Source organism: Shewanella sp. 11B5 (assembly GCF_002836795.1).
Classification (GTDB): domain Bacteria; phylum Pseudomonadota; class Gammaproteobacteria; order Enterobacterales; family Shewanellaceae; genus Shewanella; species Shewanella frigidimarina.
In genome coordinates this window covers 1-7,624 of sequence record NZ_PJAP01000389.1, presented here as the reverse complement: position 1 = coordinate 7,624, position 7,624 = coordinate 1, and the positions used below count along the sequence as shown (strand labels likewise).

Genomic DNA, 7,624 nt, shown 5'->3' with positions numbered 1-7,624 from the left:
GGTTTGACCTGGAGTTAACTCTAAACGCTCGCAAATGGTATGCAATTTATGTAATTGCGCTTCATTCAAGCTGCTGTCATCTGCCGGATAAAGTGCACTTGAATACATCATTTCTGGGTCAAGAAACTCCTTGTACATGTCATTACCTAAGTCGTAATGAGCCAGAATGTTGCGTTTTGAACCCGTTTCAGAATTACGGTTAAAGACATGCTTAAAACGATTAATGCCGTTGCTCAACCATGAAAAATAACGTTCAATATTGTCTAGTAATGCTAAATTTTGGGCAAAAACCTGCACCACTTTAGTTAAGTCTGGGCTACACCAATGGCCTTGAATATAAGCTTCGCCAGCCCCAATTGAACCACCAAACACCACTTGACGATAAAAGTTGGCATGCTGAACTTGCATAGTTGCGTGAACTTCGCTTTTGGGATCGCCAAATTCTGATGTTTGATTACCATCAACAATCGTTAAATGACCTTCTGCAAGATGTGCTAATGCACGAAGAAGAATTTTCCTTGCTAGGCTGTCAGATAAACTCGCTTGAGTCATGCTGCTTTCTGTCGCCGTATTTTCCATGTCATCTCTCCAGTTCATACACTGTCTAATTGGTTCGCTTTATTGGCGTAATTACAGACTAATACGTGATAAGCATCTATTTGGTTTACATTTTGTAAAATTAGTTAGCTTTAATGGTTTGCTTGCTTACAAAAGGGATTCGTTTAAAAAATAGCTTCATTGCTTGCCAATAAATACCCAGCATAATTTTGCTGGTCATCAAGGGATAATTCAGCATAAATCGGCGTATAGAACTCGAATTTATAGATTGGCGCTTTAACACTAAACCGGCATCAAATAATTTATCGTTATTGGCATTTCGATTTTCAATGGTCACTTTCAAGTGTTTAGCCGGAGGCGTAATACGCCACAAGTAATGCATGTCTAAATTCATAAACGGAGATACATGAAAGACTTTGTCTGTTTGAGCGGTATTCGCAATATCAACCAGATAACAATGGCGCTCATTCCAAGGAGTATTACTGACCTCGGCAAGCATATAAACCATGTCATTTTGATGATAACAAAAGTAAAAATTGACCGGACTGAAATAAAAACCAAAATGGCGTATCTGCCCAGAAAATATCACTTTATCGCATGTTTGCGTGGCACCTAAATGCTTTATCGTTGCCAACACGCGTTGCTTTAAAGCGGCGGCATCATCCCCTCGGCTCGCCGAGCTCAGCATAAGTTGATCGCCAAATTGTTGCTTTAGGGAATTGAGGTAATCGCTAGGATTAAATTTAAGCGGGGTAAACTTGTCTGTAGAAAACAATTTACTGACCGCCGTTAATGCAAGCAGTTCATCTAAATCAATTGCCATCATCGCAATGTTATAACCAAAACTGTGCAACTTAGGCGTATGACGACGATGGTTTATCTTGCCGCAATAAATGCCACTGTTTAATTGATCATGTTCCATTATCGATGTGGTTTGACTCATAGACTAATCCCAAACAGATCGCATACTTCAACTGCGCTACGAACGCCGTCTTCATGAAATCCATTATGCCAGTAAGCACCAGCAAAATAGGTATTATTTTTACCATTAATAAGTGATTTTTTCGCTTGCGACTTCATGCTGGCATCATTAAATACTGGGTGAGCATAATTAAACTTTCGCAAAATTTTACTTTCATCAATGGATGCAGTTTGATTTAACGTGACACAAAATGTAGGTGCACTACTCGGTAAACACTGCAAAATATTCATATTGTACGTCACGCTAGCCGGACGCTGAGCAATATCTTGCTGATTAACACCATCTAAACGATAGTTCCAACTTGCCCATGCCGCTTTACGCTTAGGCAATAAATTAATATCTGTGTGCAGCACCACTTCATTATTTTGATATTCCATTGCGCCTAACACGTCTATCTCATCTTGAGTGGCATCGGTTAACATGGCTAATGCTTGATCGCTATGGCAACTCAACACCACATCGTCAAAGTGCTGCCATTCGCCGTTGGCAACCTGAACATACACACCATCATCGCTACGTTTAATACCACTCACGGGTGAATTAAGCTGGATACGATCTTTAAACGGTACGGTTAAGGCTGGAATATAACTGCGCGATCCACCTTCAAGTACATACCATTGCGGGCGATCATTAATATTTAATAAACCATGATGCTGGAAAAAACGAATAAAGAATCGCAATGAAAAGCCGCGCATATCATCAATACTGGCAGACCAAATTGCCGCGCCCATAGGCAAAATGTAATGCTCACAGAAAAAAGCCGAGAAACCTTGTTGATCAAGATACTCACCTAGTGAAGACGTTGGGTATTTGTCGGCCTCATAAATAACTTTACAACCATTGTTGAAACGAACAATTTCACCTAAAAACCGGTAAAAACTTGGGCGTAACAAATTACGACGTTGGGCAAATAAGCCCCACAAATTATGGCCGTTATATTCAAGCCCTGTGAGTGCATTATTAACACTAAAACTCATTTCAGTCGGTAAAGACTTAATATTAAGTTGTGCCATTAATGTTTCAAATAGCGGATAAGTCCGGTCATTAAACACAATAAAACCAGAGTCAATTGCATATTGCTGCCCAGCCACTTCCACATCAATGGTCGCTGTGTGACCACCAATATAATCATTAGCTTCAAACACGGTAACCGTGTGTTCACGGCTTAATAGGTGGGCACACGTTAACCCCGAAATTCCAGTACCAATTACAGCAATATTTTTCATTTAGTTAATCCTTGACGCTAATACTTGCTCTTGTTGTGAATTGACTTGGGTTTACTATTTAGGTGCCAGCAAAAATACTAATAACTTTTCTGGCAATAAAGAGACTAATTTGAGTAACCAAGTAAATTTAGTTGGGAAATGGATTTCACGGCGTTGACGCTGCATACCATTATAAATAGCCTGAGCCGCTTGCTGAGCTGTGATTTGCATTGGCATAGCAAAGTCATTTTTAGCTGTTAAAGGGGTTTTAACAAACCCCGGACAAATCACGCTAACTCCAATACCATGTTGTGCAAGGTCAACACGTAAACTACGGCCTAAATAACCAATAGCGGCTTTTGATGAACCATAGGCTTCGGCACGCGGGAACGGTAAATAAGTGGCACTTGAACTCATTAACCCCAGTTGTGCACCACGGCTCAGTAAAGGTAAAAAATGTTCCAGACAATACCCCATCGCAACCACATTGGTATTGATGACTCTGGCAAATAGCGCTGAGTCAAAATGCAATGCATCGTCAATGTATTCACAGCTGCCAGCATTAAGAATCACCTGCTGTAACTGCCACTGATTATCGTGTAATAGCTGCTTAAGCTTGGTTGCGGCGGCTTGCACCTGAGTGCTGTCGGTAATATCAAACGCTAGCGGAGTGGCGCCAGTTATGGCTTGCAAGGCTTGGGCATTTCGACCACAAGCTATAACGGCAAAGCCTTTAGCGAGGTAATGCTGCGCTAAAGCTAAACCAATGCCAGAACTAGCACCGGTAATTAATACCGCTGTTGTATTTGCGGAAACGGTTGCCATTACTTAGTCACCCTATTTTTAAGTAAGCCAATCAAGCCACCTAAAAACGGCACTTGTTCGTACAGCATTTGACCTAGATCAAAATAGTCTCTGTGAGAAAAAATCTTATCGGAAAATTTAAGTTGCGACATGCCTTCAACATTAATCAGCTGGCCTTTACTTAATTTAGGGTGTGAATAGCTCATGGTCCAATACAATGCTGCTTGTTGCTTATCAGCACTGATCACCACTTCTTTAATATCAAATTCAATGTGAGTGACATTTTGATACATGTTGGCAAAGTAATCGGTTAATGCTTCGATTCCCTCAACATGATGCATGGGATCTCTAAAGCAAATATCATCCCGGTAAACTTGGCGCAGTAAAAATAGATTATCTTTATTAAGCTGTTGATACATATTAATAAAAGCATCAACAATAATTGGATGACCATCAACGGACGCAGAGCGGTCAGCATTTAATGATTCGGATTGAGTATCAACTGTCGACTGTGCACCTTGCATTAACAGACTCCTATTACGCTACCAAGAAAGAATACACGCAACCTAGATATAACAATGCCTTATATGACAATAAGATAAAAGTATTTCATGGCCGTGAAGTAAATAAAAACTCATTAAGTATTTATACGAGATAGCACAGGAAGTAGATCACCCTTTAAAAGAACCACAAAGCAAAACGCCTAAGCATGGCTTAGGCGTTAGTTGTGTTCATAAATTGAAACTGTTCTTTAGTAACCCTTTTTGGCTACCGGCTGCCAGTGCTTATCAACTTCTTGTTTAATAAAAGCTTGTTTGGCTTTAATGGCGTCGGCTTCTATAAAGCCAATAGCGGCGTGGGCTTTTTCTTTGGTACTGTAATCTGGATACTCAACCTTGGTCACTGACATTTGACTCAATATGCGGGCTAATGCTTCACGGGCATAAGTAACCTGTTCAGTCGATTTATCCAGTAACTCAATCCCTTCTTTAGGATTATGAGCGTACATTCCATGCGATGCTGTGGCAAAATCCCAGCGCCATTGTGAATGACGAATAGCCATAATCGCATCATTCATTTGCGGCCATGTGGCTCCTGCATCCCAAGCCGCTTTGGCTTCGTAATGCGCTTTAATCAGCAATGACTCTACATTACGAGATTTAGCATCAATATTAGCTTTGGTTTTATCAATCTTTTTGGTGATGGCTGCTTTACTGCTATGGCAACTTGTACAAGCGCGATCAAAATTGTCTAATGCGCCAGCAACCTTGTGGTCAGTAAATGTAGCGCCTTTTTCATCTGTCGCAGCTGGCATATGACAGGTTATACACGTCACACCTTGCTTAGCGTGAGCCGAACGACTCCAATGCTCAAACTCTGGATGACGCGCTTTTAATATTGGGGTTTTAGAGATTGGGTGGATCCATTCGTAAAAGCGACGAGTGTCGTAATACTTTTCAATTTCATCAGCAGTGCTACCAAAAATCCATGGAATATTAACTTTGTTATTATTTTCAGGCTGGAAATAATAACTCACATGACATTGACCACAAACCTGAGCGCCTTGCATGCTGCGGTCTTGCTTATCAAAAGGCAGTTTGATTTTCTCCATCGCATTTTGAGCATGAGGGCGTGGTAATGCGAGTTTAGCACTGCCATCAACATGACAATCACTACAGTAAACAACGGATTTGATTTCACGGCCTAAATCGACAAAATTGGCACCTGAAAAACCTTGAATACCCATTTCTTTAATCAATCTTGGTGCATCGGGTGTTTTACAGGTCCAACAACTGGCAGATAAACCTTTATCACCTTCAGCTATTGCAACACCAGTACGCAAGGTATGTGTCACGTCAGCCACAGCAAACTGATGTCCGCGAGGGCTATGATATTCTTTCGCAAATGATGAACCCGCCCATAAAATGATATTGGCAGGATATTGCGCCAGTATATCGTCTCGTTCAACTTGCTCTTCTGTTGCTTGCCAAGAGTCATATTGTTGTGGAAACTTTAGTTGATTAGGATCCATTTCAGCACTTTGAAGCGACCAAGACGTTAGGCTCAGCAATGCCATTGCGCTAATAATAATGCTTAACCCTACCTTGCTTCGCATTGGCCGAGTCGCTTTCATTATCACATCGATAAGTAGATCCATCATATTACTAACCTTTCTCCAATCTCTTAATTTACAGCGCTACATTGTTCGATAAGTCTGTAGCACTACTTTTGCACTGTTTAGTGTAGTTAACTGTTTAGTTAGTTAACTTTAGTTACTAATTTAGTTGGTATTATCCTGGACGGCCATCAAGACGTGGTCGTAGTAAAATCGGCGCGTAAAACCACACAAATAAACCAAAACCGACAAACCAACATGCTCCAGCTGCCCATAACCAAATTTGGGTGTACTCAGGCATCAACAAAGGCATTCCTGCACGTAAAACAGCAGCGAGAGGCAAACATAAAAATGCCCACGTCATGTTGGGGCCTTGATAGATATTGCGACTAGTATGCCCAAGTGAAACGCGTGAAATCATTGATAAACATAATGATGCGATTCCGCCAATAGCAAATAAATGCAATAAGGTACGATAGGCATATTCGTTATCAATGTTGATTGCCATTAATAACAATGTGATTGGCAACGATAGATACGAAATATGCAATGACCACAGCATCGGCTCTTTTAAGGTTTTATGTGCTTGCCAACGAGCAAAACGGACTAAATGCAATATGCCTGCTACTGCTAAAAGTGCTTGTTCAACTCCTTTGGGGAACCAGTGACTTATTGCTTGAATAAACAGTAAACCCATCGCTAATAATAATGCATTTTCTAACACATTAATGGGATCAGGCTTGGGTTGTTGAATTTTCATTGCGGTAAAAAATGGGATCACTCGACCGCCAACAATGGTAATAACCATGGCTAGCCACCAAATCATTCCTTGCCATAATTGGGTCGATAATGAAAAGTTACGTTCGGACAAGGCGTAATAACTGGTTAAATTAACCAACAATGCGACTACCAGCATGATAGGAAAACCTATATTGCGCCATTGTTTAACCGGATAAATACAACGCCACAATGCCAACGCACTTAATCCTAAAAATAAGCTGTCAAATATTGCAGGTAGTATCAAAGGGATGTTCATTGGTAATAGCAACATTAAGCGGGCAATGAGCCAACAACCAAAGGTGACCATTAATGCGCGTCCCGTAATGGTGGGTTGATTGGTCCACGCTTGTACTGCTGTGAGTAAAAAACCGCACACAATAGCCATAGCGAAACCAAATAACATTTCGTGAGGATGCCACCATAGCGGCACAACATTGGCCCAAAACTCACTGTTAAATAAGCTATATTGCGGAGTAAACCAGCCCATTAACCACAACGGAATGTATAACGCTGCGACACTCGCCCCACCCAAAAAAAACGGTCTAAAACCCAAACGCCATATTGCAGGAGTTTTATCAATTTCAGCAGGATCATCAATATTCAGCATAAGCAGTGCACTCACTTAGTGGATTAACATCAACAAGATTTAAACATGCATAATATATAAATCTTTAATGTAGCCATTCTATGCTGTTAATTGATGTGCTTCAATCAATACTCATCAATCCACTAGCCAGCCAAGCTCATAGTGTGATCTAACGCAAAAAAAGCCGCTATTATCATAAGAGATAATAGCGGCCTAATAGTGTTGTTGCTGATTTATCGAATCAAGATGGACTCAGTAACCTGAGTTCAGGGTAACAAACGGCTCTCAAACAGCCTTTTGTCTTGCTAACTGCATTGAATGTTAATCGAAACAATTAACCACGCTTTAATGCGCTTAGTACCTCTATCGCCCGCAAGCGAGCCATCTTGTGTTCGACAATAGGTTGTGGGTATCGGTCATCCTGGCGTTGTGCAAATAAGTCATTAACATTGATGGTTTTGGGTTGATGAATATCGGCCAAAGACCATGCTGATAACTCGGGAACATACCGCTTTATGAAACTTGCATCTGGATCAAACTTACTGCTTTGGGTCATTGGATTAAACACGCGGAAATAAGGTTGCGCATCGCAG

At 40.9% G+C, this 7,624-nt stretch carries 8 protein-coding genes; all 8 read right to left on the bottom strand.

Annotated elements, in window-relative coordinates:
* On the bottom strand, positions 1-579 hold a 579-nt coding region (locus tag CXF78_RS09025), incomplete at its 3' end, for a class I SAM-dependent methyltransferase (RefSeq protein ID WP_180957095.1).
* A gap of 100 nt (positions 580-679) precedes the next feature.
* Entirely contained in the window at positions 680-1,501 is an 822-nt protein-coding gene (locus tag CXF78_RS09020; RefSeq protein ID WP_102036568.1) for a DUF1365 domain-containing protein, read from the bottom strand.
* Entirely contained in the window at positions 1,498-2,766 is a 1,269-nt protein-coding gene (locus tag CXF78_RS09015) for an NAD(P)/FAD-dependent oxidoreductase (protein WP_102036567.1), read from the bottom strand. The genes CXF78_RS09020 and CXF78_RS09015 overlap by 4 nt, the downstream gene beginning before the upstream one ends.
* A 54-nt stretch (positions 2,767-2,820) precedes the next feature.
* Positions 2,821-3,570 (bottom strand): SDR family NAD(P)-dependent oxidoreductase, encoded by a 750-nt coding sequence (locus CXF78_RS09010; protein ID WP_102036566.1) that lies wholly within the window; start codon positions 3,568-3,570, stop codon positions 2,821-2,823.
* Positions 3,570-3,968: a nuclear transport factor 2 family protein gene (locus tag CXF78_RS09005; RefSeq protein ID WP_049763600.1), complete on the bottom strand. Its 399-nt coding sequence runs from the start codon at positions 3,966-3,968 to the stop codon at positions 3,570-3,572. The genes CXF78_RS09010 and CXF78_RS09005 overlap by 1 nt, the downstream gene beginning before the upstream one ends.
* Positions 3,969-4,300: 332 nt before the next feature.
* A complete protein-coding gene (locus tag CXF78_RS09000; RefSeq protein ID WP_102036564.1) occupies positions 4,301-5,710 on the bottom strand; it encodes an ammonia-forming cytochrome c nitrite reductase subunit c552 in 1,410 nt (469 codons plus the stop codon).
* 130 nt (positions 5,711-5,840) lie between these two features.
* Positions 5,841-7,052: an NnrS family protein gene (locus CXF78_RS08995; RefSeq protein ID WP_102036563.1), complete on the bottom strand. Its 1,212-nt coding sequence runs from the start codon at positions 7,050-7,052 to the stop codon at positions 5,841-5,843.
* 313 nt (positions 7,053-7,365) lie between these two features.
* The coding region (locus CXF78_RS08990) for an FAD-binding domain-containing protein (protein WP_219622062.1) at positions 7,366-7,624 on the bottom strand (259 nt) is incomplete at its 5' end.